This window comes from Bradyrhizobium huanghuaihaiense (assembly GCF_025200885.1).
Classification (GTDB): Bacteria; Pseudomonadota; Alphaproteobacteria; order Rhizobiales; family Xanthobacteraceae; genus Bradyrhizobium; species Bradyrhizobium huanghuaihaiense.
In genome coordinates this window covers 5,048,997-5,067,842 of the sequence record NZ_CP104172.1, presented here as the reverse complement: position 1 = coordinate 5,067,842, position 18,846 = coordinate 5,048,997, and the positions used below count along the sequence as shown (strand labels likewise).

General features: G+C 66.7%; 13 protein-coding genes. 7 read left to right on the top strand and 6 right to left on the bottom strand.

The features are described from left to right. Positions 1-8 precede the first annotated feature (8 nt). Positions 9-3,104 (bottom strand): Rne/Rng family ribonuclease, encoded by a 3,096-nt coding sequence (locus N2603_RS24255; RefSeq protein ID WP_260384137.1) that lies wholly within the window; start codon positions 3,102-3,104, stop codon positions 9-11. 703 nt (positions 3,105-3,807) lie between these two features. Between N2603_RS24255 and N2603_RS24250 the strand changes: the two genes are divergently transcribed. The 5 genes from N2603_RS24250 (at position 3,808) to N2603_RS24230 (ending at position 11,046) form a co-directional block, all read left to right on the top strand. Next, positions 3,808-5,106 carry an N-acetylmuramoyl-L-alanine amidase gene (locus tag N2603_RS24250; RefSeq protein WP_260384136.1) on the top strand — a complete coding sequence of 433 codons (1,299 nt, stop codon included), beginning with the start codon at positions 3,808-3,810 and terminating at the stop codon, positions 5,104-5,106. Positions 5,107-5,351: 245 nt separating this feature from the next. After that, positions 5,352-7,862, top strand: a complete 2,511-nt coding sequence (locus N2603_RS24245; RefSeq protein WP_018641683.1) for a penicillin-binding protein 1A — start codon at positions 5,352-5,354, stop codon at positions 7,860-7,862. 106 nt (positions 7,863-7,968) lie between these two features. Beyond that, positions 7,969-9,100, top strand: a protein-coding gene (prfB, locus tag N2603_RS24240) for a peptide chain release factor 2 (protein ID WP_100234372.1) whose coding sequence is annotated in 2 segments (ribosomal slippage) — positions 7,969-8,037 and positions 8,039-9,100 — 1,131 coding nt in all. Because the reading frame shifts where the segments join, the coding sequence is not laid out codon by codon here. A gap of 2 nt (positions 9,101-9,102) precedes the next feature. Further along, positions 9,103-9,984, top strand: a complete 882-nt coding sequence (locus N2603_RS24235; protein WP_260384135.1) for an NAD(P)-dependent oxidoreductase — start codon at positions 9,103-9,105, stop codon at positions 9,982-9,984. A gap of 135 nt (positions 9,985-10,119) precedes the next feature. Continuing rightward, entirely contained in the window at positions 10,120-11,046 is a 927-nt protein-coding gene (locus tag N2603_RS24230) for a DMT family transporter (RefSeq protein WP_260384134.1), read from the top strand. A 51-nt stretch (positions 11,047-11,097) separates the two neighbouring features. On the opposite strand, the gene N2603_RS24225 is transcribed toward N2603_RS24230, so the two are convergent. The 5 genes from N2603_RS24225 to N2603_RS24205 are packed head-to-tail and all read right to left on the bottom strand — an operon-like array spanning position 11,098 to position 16,608. Further along, positions 11,098-12,378 carry an O-antigen ligase family protein gene (locus N2603_RS24225; protein ID WP_260384133.1) on the bottom strand — a complete coding sequence of 427 codons (1,281 nt, stop codon included), beginning with the start codon at positions 12,376-12,378 and terminating at the stop codon, positions 11,098-11,100. Next, positions 12,375-13,769, bottom strand: coding sequence for a glycosyltransferase family 4 protein (locus N2603_RS24220; protein ID WP_260384132.1), 1,395 nt, complete (start codon positions 13,767-13,769; stop codon positions 12,375-12,377). Before N2603_RS24220 ends, N2603_RS24225 begins: the two co-directional genes overlap by 4 nt. Continuing rightward, entirely contained in the window at positions 13,766-14,506 is a 741-nt protein-coding gene (locus tag N2603_RS24215) for an ABC transporter ATP-binding protein (RefSeq protein WP_260384131.1), read from the bottom strand. Before N2603_RS24215 ends, N2603_RS24220 begins: the two co-directional genes overlap by 4 nt. Positions 14,507-14,509: 3 nt before the next feature. Next, on the bottom strand, positions 14,510-16,438 hold the full coding sequence (locus N2603_RS24210) for a glycosyltransferase (protein WP_260384130.1): 1,929 nt from the start codon (positions 16,436-16,438) through the stop codon (positions 14,510-14,512). Positions 16,439-16,446: 8 nt separating this feature from the next. Continuing rightward, complete coding sequence (locus tag N2603_RS24205; RefSeq protein WP_260384129.1) at positions 16,447-16,608, bottom strand: hypothetical protein; 162 nt, start codon at positions 16,606-16,608, stop codon at positions 16,447-16,449. Between the two features lie 126 nt (positions 16,609-16,734). Here N2603_RS24205 and N2603_RS24200 point away from each other — a divergent pair, with 126 nt between their 5' ends. Beyond that, complete coding sequence (locus tag N2603_RS24200; RefSeq protein ID WP_260384128.1) at positions 16,735-17,631, top strand: DUF6502 family protein; 897 nt, start codon at positions 16,735-16,737, stop codon at positions 17,629-17,631. Next, positions 17,628-18,827, top strand: coding sequence for a DUF5666 domain-containing protein (locus N2603_RS24195; protein ID WP_260384127.1), 1,200 nt, complete (start codon positions 17,628-17,630; stop codon positions 18,825-18,827). The genes N2603_RS24200 and N2603_RS24195 overlap by 4 nt, the downstream gene beginning before the upstream one ends. The last annotated feature ends 19 nt before the right edge of the window (positions 18,828-18,846 follow it).

Here is an 18,846-nt window from a genome sequence, read left to right as displayed (position 1 = left end):
CGTTCGGCTTACTCGCCGCCGCCGAAGCGGCGGGACCACCAGCCGGCGCGGCGTGGGGCAGCCGGCGTCTCGGTTGCCGCTTCCGGCGCGGGCTCCGGGGGCGGTGCGGGCGGAGCGACCGGCTCGGCTGCCTGTGCAAGCGGCGCTGCCGGCTCGCTCGCGCTGCTCGACAGGAAGCTCACCTTTTCGCGGACCGTGGAACGGCGCCGCGTGGCCTTGTCGTCGGTGGATTCTTCTTCTGTCGCAACGGGAGCGGGAGCCGGCTCGGGCTGGGCCGGCGCTGCAGCCTGAACTTCGGCACGCGGCTCCGGCTCGGCGATCTGCGGTTCAGCGCTGTCTTCGATCTGCGCGATCGAGGGCGCAGCCTCACCGCTGGCGCCGTCGAAATCGGCCACTGCATCGCTTGCTTCCGGCGCCGCATTGGCCGCGAGCTCGTCGCTGATGGAGCCGGCGAGACCTTCCTCGTTGCCGCCACGACGGCGACGTCCGCCCCTACGACCGCGCCGGCGCCGGCGCTCGCCGCTGCCCTGCTGCTCGCCACGGGCTGCCTGCTCCTCGCCTTCCTCGCCGTCCTGCTCGGACTCGGAATCCTCGTCGCCTTCGCTGGCTGCCACGGCCGCCTCGGGGAGACTGGGCGCACCATCCTCACGCAGTTCGCCCTCGCGCTGGCCACCGCGGCCGCGCCGGCGACGGCGGCGCTTGCGGCGCTGACCGTCCTGCTCGGGGGCAGCCTCTCCAGAAGCCTGCTCCTCAGTGAGACCTTCGGTCTCCTCGGACTCGATCTCGGATTCCAGCTCCGAATCGAACTCCTCGTCGTCATAGGCGTCTTCGACCAAGGGCGGCGGGCTCGCAGCCGCCTGCGCCGCGAGCAGCGCCTTGGCGGCTTCCAGCGTGTGCACCTGCTCACCGCGGTCGATGAGATAGGCCTGCGGGCCGCTGACGCTGGGATCGGCGATGACCGACAGCGTGACCTTGAAGCTGTTCTCGAGGTCGCGCAGATGGCCGCGCTTGTGGTTCAGCACATAGAGCGCGACGTCGGTGCGGGTGCGGACCACGAGATTGTGGGTCGCGCCCTTCATCAGGATCTCTTCGAGGCCGCGCAAGAGCTGCAGCGCCACCGAAGACACCGAACGGACGTGGCCGGTGCCGCCGCAATGCGGGCAGGGATCGGTCGAGCTCTCGAGCACGCTGGCGCGGATGCGCTGACGCGACATCTCCAGGAGGCCGAAATGCGAGATGCGGCCGACCTGGATGCGCGCGCGGTCCTGGCGCAGGCAGTCGGACAGCTTGCGCTCGACCGCCCGGTTGTTGCGCTTCTCGTCCATGTCGATGAAGTCGATGACGATCAGGCCGGCAAGGTCGCGCAGGCGAAGCTGGCGGGCGACCTCTTCGGCCGCCTCCAGATTGGTCTTGAGCGCGGTGTCTTCGATATGGTGCTCGCGGGTCGATCGTCCCGAGTTGACGTCGATCGAGACCAGCGCCTCGGTCTGGTTGATCACGACATAGCCGCCGGAGCGAAGCTGCACGGTCGGCGAGAACATCGCATCGAGCTGGCTCTCGACGCCCATGCGCGAGAACAGCGGCTGGCCGTCGCGGTACTGCTTCACCGCGCCGACATTGGCGGGCATCAGCATCTTCATGAAGTCGCGCGCTTCGCGGTAGCCGCCGTCGCCGGCAACCTGGATCTCGTCGATCTCCTTGTTGTAGAGGTCGCGCAGCGAGCGCTTGATCAGCGAGCCTTCCTCATAGACGAGAGTCGGGGCCTGCGACTTCAGCGTCAGGTCGCGCACCGTCTCCCACATCCGGATCAGGTACTCGAAGTCGCGCTTGATCTCGGGCTTGGTGCGGGAGGCGCCTGCGGTGCGCAGGATGATGCCCATGCCCTCGGGCACGTCGAGATCCTGCACGACCTCCTTGAGACGAGAACGGTCCTGCGCGCTGGTGATCTTGCGGCTGATGCCGCCGCCGCGGGCAGTGTTGGGCATCAGCACGGCATAGCGGCCGGCGAGCGAGAGATAGGTCGTCAGCGCCGCGCCCTTGTTGCCGCGCTCTTCCTTGACGACCTGCACCAGCATCACCTGGCGGCGCTTGATGACTTCCTGGATCTTGTACTGGCGGCGCGGGCGGAAGGTACGCTCCGGCACTTCCTCCAGCACGTCGTCGCCGCCGACGGATTCGACGACTTCCTCTTCGGCTTCCTCGCCGTCTTCTTCGTCCTCGTCGTCGTCGTCTTCGCCGGCTGCTTCCGCGGCTTCGGCATGCGGCGCTTCAACGCTCTCGCCGGCGGCGTAGACGGCATCGGCCGGCTCGGTGGCCGACGTCACGGCTTCGGCGAGAGCCTCGGCGTGCGCTTCGAAGGCGTGAGCTTCGACGGATTGGGCCTCCTGCGGCTCGGCAACGGGCTCGCTCGCCACGACAGGCTCGGCGCCGACCGCGGCGACGGGCGCGGGCGTCTCGTCGGCATGATCATGGTCATGGTCATGATGATCGTGTTCGCCGTCATGACCATGGTCGTCATGATCGTGAGGGTGATCGTCGTCATGGGCGTGGTGGTGGTCGTCGCGCCCGCGATCGTCGTGATCGTGCTCGCCGTGGTGCTCCGCCTCGGTGTGCAGATGCTCGCCTTCGAGCGGAGCGCCTTCGGTGTAGTCCGGCTGCGGCGCGCCCTCGAGCGGCTGGGCGGCGGGATCGGCGCCGAGACCCTCGACGATCTCGCTACGCACGCGCTCGCCATGACCGCGGCGGCGGGCATTGCGGTGGCGCGAGCGGCGGCGGCCGTGGGAACGGTTCTCGCTCTCTTCCTCGGCCTCGCGATGGGCCTGTTCCTCGGCCTCGATCAGCGCCTGCCGGTCGGCGACCGGGATCTGGTAGTAGTCGGGATGGATTTCGCTGAAGGCGAGGAAGCCATGGCGGTTGCCGCCATATTCGACGAAGGCGGCCTGGAGCGAAGGTTCGACCCTTGTGACCTTGGCGAGGTAGATATTTCCGCGCAGTTGCTTGCGTTGCGCGGTCTCGAAATCAAACTCTTCGACGCGATTGCCGCGGACCACGACGACCCGGGTCTCTTCCGGGTGGGTGGCATCGATCAACATCTTGTTGGGCATGTCTTAACTCTTGGCGGCGGCGGGCGCGACTCACCGTGGGCGCAATCTGCGCTGCCGGGTGACGCGACGGTCCACCTGATTCGGGGGTGAGGGGAAGGCCGAAACGCCGTCTCTCGCGCCTTGCCGAACCGGAAGCTTCAGGACCACAGCGGCGCGCGGGATTGTCACTCCGCAGCGTCGCGAATGGTCCTTCAGAGTTCGTCGGCACAGTCTGGCGCATCAAGCGTCGGCCCGTATGAAACATTGGGCGGCGGGGCCGCCCCTCAATCAGTTGCTGCAGGCCAGGCATGGCGCGAGCGCGCTCGCCCTGGGGGATCACGAACCGTCCCCTTGGGATCAAGGGACCGGGTAATGGGTTACGTCGCTGTCTGAACCGTCCCGGAAACGAGGTAACCGGAAACCGTCCGCCGCCGGGGCTTGGCCCGCTCCGCCTCGCTGCCGCGCACCGCGCTGGCCTTAGAGGAGAACGGAAAACGCTGGAATTCCCAAATCTTGGGAGCTCCGGCGCTGCACCGGGAGGCTGAATGCGACACAACCGGAAATATCGGCCGTCAGCATTCCGTACATACGAGGAATGGACCATCGGTGCAAGGGAGCGTCGCACGGCGGTCACAGTCAGCGAGTTTCGCGAATTCGTCATTAAGGATCGATTAACCCTGTGGTTCTATTGCGTTAAAATAGCTGCTCGGAGGCACGGAAATCGGTGGCGAGCCGCGCAAAACAAAGGGTCTTGCTGGGATGCGTGCTGTTGTGCGCTGCGGCATTGCCGTGCGCCGATTCCTCGCGCCTGAGCGCGGCGGAGAGCCGGTCGCAACCCGCTGTTGCGGCAGCAAATTTTCCAATCGCCTCGGGCGCCCGGCTGGCCGGTGACGGCAAGCAGACCCGCTTCATCCTCGACATCGACCAGACCGTGACGTTCCGCGCCGTGACGCTCGCCGACCCATACCGGGTGGTGGTGGACGTCCCCCAGGTCAATTTTCAGCTCCCCGCGGGGACCGGAGCGGCGGGACGGGGCCTGGTCAAGGCCTTCCGCTACGGGCTCGTCATGCCCGGCGGCTCGCGAATCGTGTTCGACCTGACCGGGCCGGCCAAAATTGCCAATTCCTATGTGGTCGAGGCGGCCAACGGTCAGCCCGCCCGGCTCGTGCTCGAGCTGGAGGAGGTTGACCGCGCCGCCTTCGTGCAGGCGCTCGGCCCGGAAAACCGTCCAGAGCTGCGGCCTGCGGTCGCCGAGGCGCCGCCTGCAACCGTTCCCGCCGTAGCAGCCCCGGACACGCCGCAGCAGAAGGCTGACAGCCGGCCGGTCGTCGTGATCGATCCCGGCCATGGCGGCATCGACAACGGCACGCAGTCGAGCGGCGAGAGCGAGAAGAACCTGGTGCTGGCCTTTGCCCGGGCGCTGCGCGACCGGCTGGACAAGGCCGGCAAGTACCGCGTGGTGATGACGCGGGACGACGACACCTTCATCCCCCTCAATGACCGGGTCAAAGTCGCGCGCAACCTCAAGGCCGCGCTGTTCGTGTCGATCCATGCCGATGCGCTGCCGCGGGCCGAGGGCGATGCCCAGGGCGCCACCATCTATACGCTGTCCGACAAGGCCTCTGACGCCGAGGCCCAGCGTCTGGCGGATGCGGAAAACCGCGCGGACGCGATCGCCGGCTTCAACCTCGCGGAGGAGCCGACCGATGTCGCCGACATCCTGATCGACCTGACGCAACGAGAAACCCGTACGTTTTCAAACCGTTTTGCCCATCTGCTGATGGGCGAAATGAAGTCCACGGTGCGGATGCACAAGCATCCGCTGAAATCGGCCGGTTTCCGGGTGCTGAAGGCCCCGGACGTGCCCTCGGTGCTGGTCGAGATCGGTTATGTCTCCAACAAGGGCGACCTCGAGCACCTGGTGTCCGAGGGCTGGCGGTCCAAGGCCGTGGGCTCGATGGCGCAGGCGATCGACGGGTTCCTGGCCAAACGGCTGGCGACGTCCGCCGGCGCGTCGAATTGAAGAGGGTTTTTCCGTCCCGCCGCAAAGGCCCTAGTTTGGCCACAGCGGACGCTTTATAAAAATGCCGCAGGGGGTTCCGGAATCGGAGAGAATCCCGCTCGGCAAGCGTCTTTAGGCCCAGCTTGATGTGATTGCGTAGGCCGATGAATTCGCGACGTGAGGTTGGCGCCAGTTTGGGGTGCCAGTTTTTAGGTCCTATGGGGCTGATACTGGGCTGATCCAGAGTTTGAACGGATAAACACATAATGCGCTTGCTGGTGCGGTTCATGGGCTTCCTGTTCGCCGCGGGAACAGTGGTGTTCCTTGTCGGTGTCGGGGCCGTGGCAGGCCTGATCTGGCATTTCTCCAAGGACTTGCCGGACTACTCTCAGCTTCAGGATTACGAGCCGCCGGTGATGACGCGTGTGCACGCGGTCGACGGATCGCTGCTCGGCGAATACGCCAAGGAGCGGCGGCTGTATCTGCCGATCCAGGCGGTGCCGAAGCTCGTGATCAACGCCTTCCTCGCGGCCGAGGACAAGAATTTCTACGAGCATGGCGGCATCGACTACACCGGCATGGCGCGCGCGGGCGTGCTCTATCTTCAGAACTTCGGCTCCAACCGCCGTCCGCAGGGCGCTTCCACGATCACCCAGCAGGTCGCCAAGAACTTCCTGCTGACCAACGAGGTCTCCTTCTCCCGCAAGATCAAGGAAGCCTTGCTGGCGATGCGGATCGAGAAGACCTATTCGAAGGACAAGATCCTCGAGCTGTATCTGAACGAGATTTATCTCGGCCTCGGCGCCTACGGCATCGCGGCCGCCTCGCTGGTTTATTTCGACAAGTCCGTGAACGAGCTGACGGTGGCGGAAGCGTCCTATCTGGCGGCGCTGCCGAAGATGCCGGCGACGCTGCATCCGGTGCGCAACCGCGACCGCGCCATCGAGCGCCGCAACTACGTGATCGACCGTCTCGTGGAGAATGGCTGGATCAAGCAGGCCGACGCCGACAAGTCGCGCAAGGAGCCGCTGGCCGTCACCAACCGTTCCAACGCCGCCCACACCTTCGCCGGCGAATATTTCGCCGAGGAAGTCCGCCGCGACATCTTCGAGCGTTACGGCGAGAAGAAGCTGTATGAGGGCGGTCTCTCCGTCCGCACCACGCTCGATCCCAAGATCCAGGTCATGGCGCGCAAGACCATGGTCTCCGGCCTCGTGAATTATGACGAGCAGCAGGGCTATCGCGGCGCCATGAGCAAGCTCGATATCTCCGGCGACTGGGGCGTGAAGCTCGCAGAGATCAAGTCGCTGTCGGATATCTCGCCGTGGCGCATGGCGGTGGTGCTGGAGACCAGCGACCAGTCGGCGCGCATCGGCTTCCAGCCGAGCCGCGAACTCGGCGGTGCCGTCAGCAAGCAGCGCGAGACCGGCCTCGTCACCCTCGACGGCGTGCGCTGGGCGAGGGCGGTCCAGGGCAATGCCAAGGGCAAGACGCCGACCTCAGTGGCGCAAGTGCTGGCGCCCGGCGACGTGATCTATGCCGATCCGCTCTACAGCAAGGAGGGACAGCCGGTCGAAGGCCAGTACCGGCTGCGCCAGATCCCCGAAGTCTCCGGCGCGATGGCGGTGATGGATCCCTGGACCGGCCGCGTGCTCGCAATGGTCGGCGGCTTCTCGTTCGACCAGAGCCAGTTCAACCGCGCCACGCAGGCCTACCGGCAGCCCGGGTCGTCGTTCAAGCCGATCGTCTATTCGGCCGCGCTCGACAACGGCTACACGCCTTCGACGGTCGTGCTCGACGCGCCGATCGAAATCGACCAGGGCCAGGGCGCCGGCGTTTGGCGGCCAGAGAATTTTGATGCCGGTAAATATAACGGTCCGATGACGCTGCGTAATGCGCTTCGACTGTCGCGTAACACCGTGACGGTGCGGCTTGCCCAGGACATCGGCATGCCGTTGATTGGCGAGTATGCTAGGCGTTTCGGCGTCTATGATGAGCTGCCCAATTACCTGTCGTACTCCCTGGGCGCCGGCGAGACCACCGCGATGCGCATGGTCACAGCCTACTCGATGCTCGCCAATGGCGGCCGCCGTGTGAAGCCGACCCTGATCGACCGCATCCAGGACCGCTACGGCCATACCATCTACAAGCACGACCAGCGCGAATGCCGCGGCTGCGACGCGCCAGGCGGCTGGAAGAACCAGCCCGAGCCGCAGCTGATCGACCGCCGCGAGCAGGTGCTGGATTCCATGACCGCCTACCAGATCACCGAGCTGTTGGAAGGCGTGGTCCAGGCCGGCACGGCAACAGTACTTAAGGAAGTGGGCAAGCCGATCGCGGGCAAGACCGGCACCACCAACGAGGCCAAGGACGCCTGGTTCGTCGGCTACTCGCCGGACATCGCGGTCGCGGTCTATATGGGCTATGACAAGCCGCGTCCGCTCGGCAGAGGCAATGCGGCGACCGGCGGCCATCTCGCCGCGCCAATCGTGCGTGATTTCCTCAAGCTGGCGCTTGCCGACAAGCCCGCCGTGCCGTTCAAGGTGCCGGCCGGCATCAAGCTGGTGCGCGTCGTCGCCAAGACCGGCATGCGTGCCGGCCCCGGCGAGACCGGTGGAACCATCCTCGAGGCCTTCAAGCCGGGCACGGCGCCGCCGGACAACTACGCAGTTATCGGAGTCGCCGACGCCGACGCGCGCGGCGGCATGCCGGCCTCGCAGCAGCAGCAGCCGGATTCCGGCTTCCTGATACGGCCGGGCACCGGCGGGCTGTGGTAGCGGATAACAGCGACGATCGCGGTTCCGGCGGTTGCGCTTTGCAGCCGTCGCCGTTACATCCCGTTGCAATCGAACGCGGACCAATTCCGCGACATCAGAGAACGACATGCGCGCCGAAATCGAACGGTTGGTAGAAGAGATCAAGCAGTCAGTCGGGCTGCTGAGGAGGCATCTTTGACGTCGAGAAATCGACGGCACGCCTCGCCGAGCTGAACAAGCTCGCAGAAGATCCCAACCTCTGGAACGATCCCCAGAAGGCCCAGAAGCTGATGCAGGAGCGCACCTCGCTCGAGGATTCGCTTTCGGGCATCGGCAAGGTCGAGCAGGAGCTCGAAGACGACATCGGCATGATCGAGCTCGGCGAGGCCGAGGGCGATGACGGCGTCGTTGCCGAAGCCGAAGCTGCGCTGAAGAACCTCAAGAAGGAAGTCGCGCGGCGCGAGCTCGAGGCGCTGCTCTCAGGCGAAGCCGACCGCTTCGATTCCTATCTCGAGGTCCATGCCGGCGCCGGCGGCACCGAGAGCCAGGACTGGGCGCAGATGCTCCTGCGCATGTACACGCGCTGGGCCGAAACGCACGGCTTCAAGGTCGAGTACCTCGAAGAGTCCGAGGGCGAAGAGGCCGGCATCAAGTCCGCGACCATCCAGGTCTCCGGGCACAACGCCTATGGCTGGCTGAAGACCGAAGCCGGCGTGCACCGCCTTGTGCGCATCTCGCCGTTCGATTCAAACGCGCGGCGGCACACCTCGTTCTCGAGCGTGCAGGTGTTCCCCGTCATCGACGACAGCATCAAGATCGACATCAAGGAATCCGACGTCCGCACCGACACCATGCGTTCGGGCGGCGCCGGCGGCCAGCACGTCAACAAGACCGAATCCGCGGTGCGCCTGACGCACATCCCGACCGGCGTCGCCGTGGTCTGCCAGGCCGGCCGCTCCCAGCACAAGAACCGGGCGCAGGCCTGGGACATGCTGCGCGCGCGGCTCTACGAGATCGAGCTGAAGAAGCGCGAGGAGAAGGCCGCCGCCGACCAGGCCGCCAAGACCGATATCGGCTGGGGCCACCAGATCCGCTCCTACGTGCTGCAGCCCTATCAGATGGTGAAGGATCTGCGCACGGGCGTGCAGACCTCCGACACATCGGGCGTGCTCGGCGGCGATCTCGACGAGTTCATGGCCGCAACGCTGGCGCAGCGCGCCTTCGGCACCACCGCGGGCGACGTCGAGGACGTGGACTAGCCATGCCCCGCGTCGCCTTCATCGGGCTTGGGCGGATGGGCCACGGGATGGCCGGCCGCTATCTCGATGCCGGCTTCACGGTGGCGCTGTGGAATCGCAGCAAGACAAAAGCGGAAGATTTGATCGCGCGCGGCGCGCATTGGGCGACCTCGCCGGAGGACGCCGCGATCGATGCCGACGCGGTCCTGACCATGGTTGCCGACGACGAGGCCTCGCGCGCGGTCTGGCTCGGGCCGCAAGGAGCGGCCAAGACGGCGAAGGCCGGCACCATCGCGATCGAATGCTCCACCGTCTCCTATGACCACGCCCGCGAGATGGGCCGCGAGTTCAATGCGCGCGGGCTGATCTATATCGATTGCCCCGTGACGGGTTTGCCGGATGCGGCGGCCGCCGGAAAGCTGACGCTGCTGGTCGGTGCCGACGCCGCCGATCTCGAACGTGCACGACCCTATCTCGAGCCGATCGGTTCGACCATCCGCCATTTCGGCGCGGTCGGCTCCGGCACGGTCTACAAGCTCATCAACAATCTCATGGGCGCGATCCAGATCGCCGGCCTCGCCGAGGGCCTTGCCATCGCCGAGCAGGCCGGGCTCGACATGAACCTCGTGCTGGAGTCGATCCAGGCAGGCGTTGCCGCCAGCCCGCAGGTGCAGCGCCACTCCAAGCGCATGGTCGCCCGCGATTTTTCCGGCGCGACCTTCACGGCAGCGCTGCGGCACAAGGATGCCGCCTACGCCGTGACGCTCGCCGAGAGCCTGCTCGCCGGCAAGCCGCTGGTCGCGCGCGCCGCCGTCGAGGCCTACGCGCAGGCCAAAGCGGTGATGCCGGATGACGATGAAGGCAAGATGATCGAGCTGGTGTCGCGGCCGAAGAAGCCATCCTAGCCAGGACATTGAGATGGGGCAGCCTCGTTCGCCCTGTCTCTTCCGCACACGGGAATTCCAAACTTCATCGGAAATCGGGTGGCTCTGCGTGCCGTGTTGGCTTAGGCGGCAGGTTCGGCCGCCGAGATGAGACACATGCCCCCGAAAGACAACCGGATCGATGCGCGAGACTGGTCGCTGTTCGCCGTGCTCTCGATCCTCTGGGGCGGCTCGTTCTTCTTCAACGGCGCGGCGCTGCGGGAATTGCCGCCGTTGATGCTTGTGCTGCTGCGCGTCGCGCTCGGCGCGGCCATGCTGCTGCCGTTGCTGCGGATGCAAGGCATCGGTCTTCCCAAGGGCGTGGCCGGCTGGCGCCCGTTCGTCGCGATCGGCCTGCTCAACAACGTCGTCCCGTTCTCGCTGATCGTGATCGGCCAGACCTACGTTCCGAGTGGGCTCGCTTCGATCCTGAATGCCACCACACCGTTGTTCACGGTGATCGTCATGGCCGGGGCTGGCGAGGAAGCGTTGCAGATGCGGCGTCTGGCCGGCGTGGCGCTGGGCGTCGTCGGCGTGGTCATCCTGCGCGGATGGGGCATCGAGACGCGGCCGGGGCAGGGGCTCGGCATCCTGCTCTGCCTCGGCGGCGCGTTCAGCTATGGCTTTGCGGCGCTGGCCGCGCGGCGGCTGCTCAAGGACTCTCCGCCGCTTGGAACGGCGACATTTCAATTGATGGCGTCCACGGTGATGATGGCGGTAGTCGCCGGTATGGTGGAGCAGCCGTGGCATCTGCCGATGCCGGGCGTCGCGACCTGGCTCGCGGTGCTCGGCCTTGCCGCCCTTTCGACGGCGCTCGCCTACATCGTCTTCTTCCAGATCATCCGGCGCTCGGGCGCGACCAATGTCATGCTGGTGACGCTGCTCATTCCCGTCACTGCCATCCTGCTGGGCTGGCTGGTGCTGGGGGAGCCGATCTCCATGCGCGAGATCGCGGGTGCCATCGTCATCGGCAGCGCGTTGCTGGTGATCGACGGGCGCGTGCTCGGCTTGTTGCGCCGCGTGAGTTCCCGATCCGCCGCTTGACCCCGCGGAAGATCGCGGCGCTTACCTGGCGAGGTCGGTCACGTCCGCAGGTCACTTCTGGCTGCCGGCTTTCGCCTTCAGGACCATGCCGCCGGCAACGCCGACGCCAAGCACATACATCCAGCCCTCGTGGAAATCGAACAGGTGTGAGTTGAGGAGCGAGCTTGCGATGTTCTGCACGACTGCGGCGAGGCCGATCCAGGCGGCAAGGCCTTCGCCGAGGAACAGCTGTAGCTGCGCGATCCACATGGCGTAGAGCAGGACGACTCCCAAAAGCCCCCATTGCACCGCGACGTTGAGGGTCTGGTTGTGCGGGTTGTTGACGACTTCGGCAGCAAGGCTGCTTTCGCTGGTGGCGGCGCGCTCGAACTGGCGCTTGATCGAGCCGGTGCCGTGGCCGATCAGAGGCGCCTCGGTGAAGGCGTGAAGCGCTTTGCGCCAATAGGTCAGCCGCTGCGCGGTCGAGGCGCGGCTGATGTCCTCATGGCCGTAGCGGTATTCGATCGCGACGTCGGCGATGCGCTGGCGCAGATAGGGCGAGGTCGTCCAGGCCAGTGCACTCGCGGCGACCGCGCCCGCAAGCAGGACCAGCGCCGCGCGGCGGTTCAGATGCTTCCACGCAAACAAGGCCAGCAGCACCGCGATGCAGAGCAGGGCAGTGCGGGCCGCGGCGACGAACACCATGTTGGTGACGAACAGCAGGATCAAGGACAGGCAGACGAGTGTTGCGGCCGCGCGTCGGTCGCGCCAGAAGGTGAGCGCGGGCAGCGCAAGCGCAAAAGCGCACAGCGTGAACTCCTGGCTCTGGTCGATGTAGTTCTTGACGGGAACGCCTGATGACGCAGTCGCGGTGATCTTCCAGTCGGGATGGAGCAGCACGATCCAGGAGAACACGGCAAGCAGGGCGCAGGAGGCGAGAAAGGCGATGCAGACGTGCAAGCCGCGCTCGGACCGGCTGAAATGGTAGAGCAGCGGCGGAATCAGCACGAGCTTTGCGACCGGCTTGATCGCATGCAGCCGGTCCGCCCACGCCCCCTCCGACCACAGCGTGCCAAGCAGCGCGAGCAGCAGGAGCACGAAGGGCAGGGCAAATGCCGGCCGCGCGAGCTGGCGCGCATAGTCGCGCCAGGCGATGGTCGGCGTCACCGCGAGCAGCCAGAGCCCGACGAAGATCGAAGGCGCCGTGGTGGACCATGGCAGCGATGCCGCGATCAGGATGACGAGCACATCTGCAGTCCGGACCAACGCGACCCGGTTGCGCCAGCTCCGCCATCCCGTCCGGCAGCCCTGCCGATCGGCAGGCCCGGACCACATCGCGGATTCGGCCGTCATCCGTACGATGCGAGCGGCGCGGCGACCAGTCTTTCCGCGGGCACCTGGCGGCCGAGGAAATCGCGGGCCTGCGTCTCGTAACCGAAGCGCTTCGCAAGCTCCTGGCGCCGCGCCCGGATCTTGCCGCGCCACTCCTCCTGCCGCGTCAGGACGCGGGTGACGGATGCGGCGATCGAGTCCGTCGAATACGGGTCGAAATAATCGGCCAGCTCGCCGGCGACCTCGCGGAAGACTGCGATGTCCGAGCACAGCACCGGCGTGTTCGCGGCCAGCGCCTCGATGATCGGCACGCCAAAACCTTCGGCAAGGCTCGGCATGATCAGGCCGTGCGCCTCCGCGATCAAGGCGGCCTTCTCGTGCTCGTCGACATAGCCGGCGAAGCGGACGTTGGGCGGGAGGTTGCGCATCCGGCTGATCTCGCCGGCATAGCCGATCACGACGAGATCGGCCTGCGGCACGGCGCGGAAGGCGCGGACGACGGCGGCGACGTTCTTGCGCGGCTCGTTCGAGACGATCACGACGAAGCTCGGCCGCCCCGGACGCCCCGACGGGGCTGGAAGGTGCAGGACATCCGGGGCGTCGAACCGGGTGCGGGGATACACGACCCGCGCCGGTAGGTGCGCAAATTGCGGCAACAGTTCCCTGAACCGCATCATGCTGTAGTTTGAAACGAAGGCGAGCTCGTCGGCCTGGCGCAGGCTGGTGCGGATTCGCGCCAGGAACTGCCGGGTGGCGATGTCGCTGAGCTTGAGATCGGTGAGCGGCAACAGGTCGTGGACGACGCAGATCACCTTGGCGTCCGGCCTGCGCTTGATCGCCACGCGGGTCGGGGTGTCCACGACGATCACGTCGTAGTCGCGCGCGTCGATCCGCGGCGGCGGGAGCAGGAAGAAGGCCGAGGAGTCCTGATAGTTGAAGAATCCCGGCTCGAGCTGAAAGTCGCCGAATAGTTCGAGGTGGCTCAAATCCGGCGGTATGTATTCGAGCGCGGCGGGCCGGTTCTCGATCTGGTGCGCGTTCAGGCCACGCAGGCAGATCGCGCGCAGCAGGCAAAGGATGTTGTCCCGCGACAGTAACGTGCCGACCCTGTGACGGAGCCAGTCGAATTTGCGACGCGTGCCGCTGAGCGTCACCGGCCCGCTCACGTTGATTTCGTCGAGGAAGCGATAGAGAGCAAGCAGCTCGATGTTGCGGGACTGCGCCCCGAACAGCTTCGTGCGCCGCTCGCGCCGCAACAGTTTGCGGTAGCGCTTCGAGGTCTCCACCAGCAGCGTGAGTTCGTGGCCCTCCGAGGCGAGCGAACGCACCAGCTCCCGCGTGAAATGGAAGATGCCGCGCTTGTGATTGGGTTGTCCGAGCGACTCGGAGACGACGAGGATGTTCTGTTTCATGCGCGTTTCTCGCGGAGCTCAAAGGTGTGCGTGGCCGGGGGCTCGACCGTGACGGTCGAGGCGATGCGCCCGTGATCGAGGTTGATGATGCTGGTGCAGGTACGGCGCAGCAGCGGCTGGTCGTGCGAGGCGATGATCACGATCGCCGCCTGCGACACCATGTGCAGCAGCCGCTCCTGCGCCTTCTCCGCGAAATGCTCGTCGACCACGCTGAGCCATTCGTCGAGCAGCAGGATGTCGGCCGGGAAGGCGGTCGCGGTCGCAAACAACACCCGCATCAGCATTCCCGAGGAGAACATCCTTAATGGAAGCCGCTGCATGCGGGGCTCCAGCTCTGTGAACGCCCAGATCTCGTCGATCATGGCGCGGGTCGGCCTGCGGCCGCTGATCCGCAGCAGCAGCGCGATGTTGTCCTCCGCCACGAAATCGAGGTTGACGCCGGCGTTGAGGCCGAGCAGGGGCACGACATTGCCCTGCAGCGCGATGCTGCCGCTGCTCGGCGGATACACCCCGGCGATCAGCCGCAGCAGCGTCGACTTGCCGGAGCCGTTGGGACCGGCGAGCCCGATGCGGCTGCCCGCTTCGGCCTCGATCGTGACATTGTCGACGGCGCGGATGATCCGCATCTCGCCCGGCTCGCGGATGAGGTGCCCGAGCAGCCGCCGCTTCAGCGAGAAGTCGTAGGCGCCGTAGAGCGGGTAATCGAGACAGACGTTGCGAAGACTGATCGAGACCATGCGTCAGATCCAGAATGCCGCTTTGCGCAGATGGACCAGCGTCAGCACGCTCGCAAAGACCAGGAGCGCCAGCGCGACGAGGACGTAGACGATGCTGACGGGATCGACATGGCCGCCCGCCAGCGGCTCGCGCCACACCGCGAACAGATGGGTCAGCGGATTGAGCCGCATCACCGTCGAGCGGTGGTTGATCATGTCGGACGACCAGATCACCGGCGAGGCGAGAAAGGCGAGCATCAGCGTGGATTCGATGATCGGCTTGAGGTCGCGATAGCGCGTCGCCATGGCGCCGAGGACGAGGCTCAGGGCGAAGGTGCAGGCGACGAACAGCAGCAGACCGGGCAGCGCCGCCAGCGCGTGAGAGAGGTCGTGCGGCGAGAACACGAGCCACAGCAGCAGCGGCACACAGGCGTTATGGAGTGCGAACAGCGCGTGACGGAAGGTGCATTGCAGGAGGAAGATCACCGGCGGCAGTGCCCGGTCGCGGATCAGGCTCGCGGAGTTCTGGAGCGCCGTGGTCGCATCCAGCACCACGCCGTTGAGGAAGGTCCAGGCCGTCATCGACAGCGCCAGCATCGGCAGGCGGGCCGTCATGTTGGCGTTCGACATCTGGCCGATCACCGAGCCCAGCACCACGACCACGATGGCCATCTGCAGCGACATCCAGAACGGGCCGAGCAGTGAGCGGACGTAGCGGTGCCGCATGTCGGACCAGGCAAGCGCCACCGCGATCCGGACTGTATCCAGCCAGCCGGTCGCCTGCGGTGGCTCGGCGGTCGCAGGTCGCGCCTCGCTGGAGGCGGCGACGGCGTTGCGGTAGACGGTCTCCATGCCCTGCTTGAAGGCCGTGGCCGAATAGCGGGAGAGGGCGCGCGAGCGCGCCGCAAGTCCCATGCGGCGGCGCCGCTCGGGATCGCGGATCAGGGTGTCGATGGCCTCACCCAGCTTCTCGGCATCGCCCGGCGGCACCGTGATGGCTTCGATGCCGTGGCGGGCAACGCGCGGTACCGCGGTGTCGAGCGCCGTATTCACGACCGGGCGCCCGGCAGCCATGGCCTCGAGCTGGACCAGGCCGAAGGTCTCGGCATTGGTCACCGATGGCATTACGAAGACGTCGGCGAGGCACATCAGCTTGATGCGCTCGCAATCGTTGACCGAGCCGATCAGGCGAACGCGGTCACCGAGGCCGAGCTCCTGGATCAACTGCTCGAGCCGCGGCCGCTCGACGCCCTCGCCGATGATCCAGGTCTCGAAATTGTGCGCAGCCGCGGCGCGGATGAGTACGTCAAAACCCTTGTAGGGCACCAGCCGACCGCAGGCGAGAACGAGCCGGCCGCGGTCGTTGACGTGGTGCGGCTCGATCTTCGGCCAGTCATAGCCCGAGGTATCGATGCCGAATGGCACGACGTGGCATTTGTCCTCGAATTCGCGCAGCAGTGGCGTGTTGTCGACCAGCACGTGGTCGGACACGATGATCGCCTTGGCCCGGCGCAGCGTCCGCCGCATCAGCGGCTCGATGAACCAGCGCAGGCCGGCATGGGTGACGATGTCGGCGTGCCAGTGCACCACCAGCGGCCGCTTGGCGCCGAGTCCGAAGGCGAAGACGAGGTCGGCCAGAGGGAAGGGGGCGTGGAGCGCGAGCAGATCGTGCTCGGCGCTTCTGCGCCAGAGACGCCAAGGATAGGTCGGGGCGGCGGGCAGCGACAGCACATTGCCGAACGAACGCACGCGCTCGACCGGCACGTCGTTGACGACGATCTCGCGCCGCTCGGCCGATTGCGAACAGACCAGCACGGCGGAGGCGAAGGCATCCTTCAGGCTCGCGCAGATGTCGCGGATCACCGTGAGCGTGCCGCCGAACAGATCGGGATAGTAGATCTTGAAGATGTGCAGCACCGACGGACGGCGCGGGGTTTCGCTGGTGTGATGCATGATCGCGGTCAGCCTGCGAGAAGCGCTGCAAGGAACGGTGCGGCCAGCACCGAGATGAAGATCACGCCGCGCAGCAGTGCGGGCAGCATCGGCTCGATTGCGGCGTGGCCCCAAACGGGAGCCGGTACAGCACGTGGTGAACTGGAAATGCGGACCAAGCGGTCTGCCATGGGTGTGAGTCCCTCTACGTCGCGCCCTCAGTGGCGTTCCGTATATGTGGGAAAATTTACCACGTCAATCGGCAGGCAGGAAAAAGTGGGATTGTGTCCCACGCCGTAGATCGCTACAATTCAGACATGAATGCCAAGCCCGGGTCGAAAGCAGCGGCACCACAGCCGAATGCCGCCGCGAAGCTGCACGCGCCCCTTGCGCGGCTGCTGCGCCCGCTCGTGCGGCTCTGCATCCGCAGCGGCATGACCTTTCCCGCGCTGGCGCAGTTGCTTCGCGAGCTCTTCGTCAACGTCGCCGAGCATGATTTCGCGCTGGAAGGAAAGGAGCAAACCGACAGCCGCGTCAGCCTGCTCACCGGCATCCATCGCAAGGAGGTGGCGCGGCTGCGCGGCGCAGGCGCGCCGGTGCATGAGGCGCCGGCAGCGGTGTCGCTGACCAGCGCGGTGATCGCGCGCTGGCTCGCCGCGCCCGAATTCACCGACGCGAAGGGCGAGCCGCTGGCGCTGCCGCGCACGGCGGGTGGCGATGCGCCGTCGTTCGAGCAGCTCGTCGCCTCCGTCACCAAGGACGTGCGCCCGCGCGCGGTGCTCGACGAGTGGATCGACCGCAAGCTCGTCACGATCAACGAAGCCGACGAGATCGAGCTGGTCGAGGCCGCCTTCGTCCCATCAGGCGAGGACGACAGCAAATGGCACTATCTCGGCCGCAACCTGCACGACCACATCGCTGCCGCCGCGCAGAACGTCTCGGATGGACCGCGCTATCTCGAACGCGCGGTGCACTACAACAACATCTCGCCCAAGCTGGCGCGGCGTCTCGAGGCGCGCTCGCGCGAGCTCGCCATGGACGCGCTGAAGACCGCCAACCGCGAGGCCAACCGGGCGCTGGCCAAGGACAAGGGCGGTGATGCCCGCTGGAATTTCGGCATCTACATCTACAGCGAGGACGCCGACGAGGAGAGCGAGACGAAGGCAGGCGGCAAGGACGGTGCAAAGGACGCCGGCAAAGAGGGCGGTTCATGAGCCGGCCGCCGCTGATCTCCCGCCGTCTGCTGTTGATGGGATTCTGGCTCGCCGGCACCGCGATGGCCAGCGCGCAGGTCAAGCGCGGCACCGACCAGGGCATCGGCGGCACCGGAATCACGCGTGGCGATGATCACGGCATCGGCGGCACCGGCATCGTCGGTGTGATCCAGCGCTTCGGCAGCATCTACGTCAACGGCGAGCGCGTCACCTATGCCAGCGACGTCCCGGTCCGCATCGATGGCGAGCCGGCCAGCACCAGCAGCTTGCGCATCGGCCAGCTCGCGCGCGTGGTCGCGACCCGGCAGGCTGACGGCACGCTGGCCACGCGCAGCATCGCGATCGCGAGCGAGGTCGCCGGGCCGGTCGAGCAGGTGAAGGGCAACGAGCTGACGGTGCTCGGCCAGAAGATCGTCGCGGGCGACAAGGAGAGCAAGATTCGTCCGGGCACGCAGGTCGCCGTCTTCGGTCTGCGCCGCACCGATGGCGTCATCGTCGCAAGCCTGGTCGAGCCGCGGCGCGATTCAGTTGCGCGCGTCACCGGCCTCGTCGTGCGCGGGCCTGATGGCCTGCGTATCGGGGGCTTGAGGCTGAACGGCGTCGATCCGTTGCTGGTCGGCCAGCGTGTCCAGATCGAGGGCAGCGCGAGCCAGGGCACGATGCAGGCCGCGCGCACGCGGATCGACGATTTCTCGGATCTCGTCGGCGCGAGCCGGCTGTCGATCGAGGCCTATGTGCAAAGGGCGGGCGCCAACCTCCAGCTCGGCTCGGGGCTGATCGCACGTGACGGCTCACGCTTCGGGCCCGCGGCGGGCGAGGCGCGCATGGTGGTCAACGGCGTGTTCGATCGCTCGCGCGGCCTGCAGCTCGATTCGGCCCAGGCGGTCAGTCAATTCCCGGGCGCGCCGCGGCAGGCGCCCGGTGGCACTGGCCAACCGAACCGCTCGCCCGGTGGCTCGATCCTGCATCCGAACAGCGGCACGCCGAATCCGACCAGTGGTCAGCCCGGCGCTCCCGGTGCGCCCGCGCCGGGATCGCCCCCCGGTGCGAATCCCGGTTCCGCGCCGCCAGGGCCGAGTGGTCCGTCAGGTCCCGGCGGTTTTGGCGCGCCCGGTGGCAACCCGATGGGGCCCGGCGGCGGTATGGGTGGTGGTGGCTTCGGAGGTCCCGGCGGCGGAATGGGTGGCCGGCGCTAAGGACGGCGTGGACCGAAAC

What these genes read in the sequence shown, in the direction of transcription:
- N2603_RS24255 (WP_260384137.1), bottom strand. Translation starts at nt 3,104, where the DNA reads ATGCCCAACAAGATGTTGATCGATGCCACCCACCCGGAAGAGACCCGG.
- N2603_RS24245 (WP_018641683.1), top strand. Translation starts at nt 5,352, where the DNA reads ATGCGCTTGCTGGTGCGGTTCATGGGCTTCCTGTTCGCCGCGGGAACA.
- N2603_RS24235 (WP_260384135.1), top strand. Translation starts at nt 9,103, where the DNA reads ATGCCCCGCGTCGCCTTCATCGGGCTTGGGCGGATGGGCCACGGGATG.
- N2603_RS24230 (WP_260384134.1), top strand. Translation starts at nt 10,120, where the DNA reads ATGCCCCCGAAAGACAACCGGATCGATGCGCGAGACTGGTCGCTGTTC.
- N2603_RS24225 (WP_260384133.1), bottom strand. Translation starts at nt 12,378, where the DNA reads ATGACGGCCGAATCCGCGATGTGGTCCGGGCCTGCCGATCGGCAGGGC.
- N2603_RS24220 (WP_260384132.1), bottom strand. Translation starts at nt 13,769, where the DNA reads ATGAAACAGAACATCCTCGTCGTCTCCGAGTCGCTCGGACAACCCAAT.
- N2603_RS24215 (WP_260384131.1), bottom strand. Translation starts at nt 14,506, where the DNA reads ATGGTCTCGATCAGTCTTCGCAACGTCTGTCTCGATTACCCGCTCTAC.
- N2603_RS24210 (WP_260384130.1), bottom strand. Translation starts at nt 16,438, where the DNA reads ATGCATCACACCAGCGAAACCCCGCGCCGTCCGTCGGTGCTGCACATC.
- N2603_RS24205 (WP_260384129.1), bottom strand. Translation starts at nt 16,608, where the DNA reads ATGGCAGACCGCTTGGTCCGCATTTCCAGTTCACCACGTGCTGTACCG.
- N2603_RS24200 (WP_260384128.1), top strand. Translation starts at nt 16,735, where the DNA reads ATGAATGCCAAGCCCGGGTCGAAAGCAGCGGCACCACAGCCGAATGCC.
- N2603_RS24195 (WP_260384127.1), top strand. Translation starts at nt 17,628, where the DNA reads ATGAGCCGGCCGCCGCTGATCTCCCGCCGTCTGCTGTTGATGGGATTC.